Origin of the sequence: Lacihabitans sp. LS3-19 (assembly GCF_024343575.1) — a bacterium.
In the GTDB taxonomy this organism is placed as follows: Bacteria; Bacteroidota; Bacteroidia; order Cytophagales; family Spirosomataceae; genus Leadbetterella.
The window spans coordinates 1-2247 of record NZ_RJUA01000080.1; the positions used below are offsets into that span (position 1 = coordinate 1).

The 2247-nt window shown below is 33.0% G+C and carries 2 protein-coding genes; both read right to left on the minus strand.

Features of this window, described 5'->3' with window-relative positions:
- Positions 1–1015, minus strand: a 1015-nt coding sequence (locus EGI22_RS15445) for a thioredoxin fold domain-containing protein (protein ID WP_255069333.1), incomplete at its 3' end; no start/stop codon positions are given.
- A 657-nt stretch (positions 1016–1672) separates the two neighbouring features.
- On the minus strand, positions 1673–2247 hold a 575-nt coding region (locus EGI22_RS15450), incomplete at its 5' end, for a TonB-dependent receptor (protein ID WP_255069334.1).

Consider the following 2247-nt stretch of genomic DNA (forward strand, 5'->3'; position numbering starts at 1 on the left):
CCGTACAAGGGTTATTATCATCACAAACTTTGGGTGTAAGTCCAGGCTGACAAACTCCTCCCACACAATAATCGTTCTCAGTACATACATTATTATCTGTGCATGAAGCTGAGTTATCCACAAACACGCAATTGCCCGTCAATGGATCACAACTATCAGTGGTACATGGATTTCCATCATCGCAAGTCTTCGGTATTCCTGCACAAACTCCGTTATGACATACATCGTTTATTGTACAAGGGTCACCATCGTCACAAGCTGAATTATTGTTTACTTGAATGCATCCTGAAAGTGGATTACATGCTGCGGTGGTACAAAGATTGCCGTCATCTGGACAAGAAATGGAAGTACCCGAACATGTACCTGCTATACATTGATCATTTTCTGTACAAATATTATTGTCATCACATGTACTCCCATTAGTTTTAGGAGTAAAAACACAACCTAGAGGACCTTCCGAATCTGTGGTACATGGATTACCGTCGTCACAAACGACACTTTTTGAATAGACAAAAGGTATATCTTTTTTTATTATATAGTTATTAAAAATCAACCTACTTTTCAAAAACTGTAAGGATTGGTTTATTTCTGGGTATGGTTTTAGAAAGTAGGATTTATATACATTTTTTAAAAGCTGAATAAATTCTTCTTTTTCTTTAAATCCTGAAGACATGGTTTTTATGTCACCATTTTCATCAAAAAATAAAAGAGTAGGAAGAGATTTAATAAAAAAAGCAGCTTTATAAGCTGTCCCTTCCTCTGAACTGTTCAATACACGATAAGAAACAAAACCAGAATTTAAAACATTAATTACTTGAGGATCGGTTAATGTTTCTTCTTGAAATTTTTTACAGAAACCACACCAATCCGCATAATAAAGCACAAAAATACCTTTATGTTCATCAATAGCTTTCTGTTTAACCTCCTCAATAGATTGTAAAAATACAGGAGATGGTGCAGCTATAAGTTTTATAGAAAAAAATATCAGTATTAAAACGAAATGCTTTTTATTCATAAAAACTAAATTTTAACCCTTAAACTTATATTGAAAATTTTGAACAGAATTAACCAAATTATCAATAAACCAATCTTAAAGTTAAAAAAACAATAAACGGACTCCAAAATTGAAACCCGTTTTTTATTTTAAGGGAAATGCCATTCCATCTTTAAAGAATAATTTCGAGGCATAATCGGATCAACAGAATTGTACTCCTGCACATTGAAGGATATTTTGTCAAAATCATTTCCTACTTTTCCCCTTTATGTAAACTACCTAAAACTATAAAATAAATTGATATCTGATGGTATAAAAGCTGGAATGGCGATAAGTTGACATGCGTCGTTTTCGACTGTAAAATATGCAGACCTCTCGGCAAATCTTTTACAAAAAGCAAAAAATAAAAACTGCTGCCTAACAAGTTGCCAAAGGAAAAGGACTGCATTTCGTGTTTTCAAGAAACAAATCTGACCGCCCAATGACCTCTGGAAGAGTAATATAATACGCTGGAAACAAAGGCACTGGCAATATATCAGATACTGTTTTGGCAAAGCAGGGAAGTCAAGTGAAGGCTGCAAAATAATTAAGACAAAAAAACATTCAAGTTTATTTTGAATTTATTATAAAAGGAGTCTTTTTGGGACTCCTTATAATTTATAAAGCTTCAAAATGTTTTTAAAACTTTACACCTGCTGAAACATTAAAAGTACGACCATCAGCTGGTAAAATTCCAGGGCCAGGATACCCCCCAGCTCTTCTTGTGAAGTACTTTTCATTGGTTATATTATTAATTCCAGCTTTCACATTATAATTTTTCAGAAACTTAAAACTAGCCGAAATATCTTGAACTGTATAGGCTGGAATTAAGCCTGTAGTTGCAGCAACATTTGGAGTCTCCGTATTTGAGGCATCAGAATAGGCACTTCCGATATCACTTAACTGCCAAGTCATCGAAAATCCTTTTTTATTATAGTTCACCCCAAAACGATTGATTTTACTAGGAGCATTTTCTACTTTTTTGCCGCTTAAATTACCTTCAACTATTTGGTTATTAACAACAATTGTAGTTTTAAAACCTTTGTAGGTAGCATCAATAAATGCAACTGAAGCAAATAAACTCAAATAACCAAATTTTGATTTTTTGATAAAAGCAGAAATAGGATCAAATTCTAAATATCCTTCAAATCCTTGACTCAAGCTTCTTCCTAAATTTGTTCTATATTGATATCTTTGTCCTAAAGTATTCATTT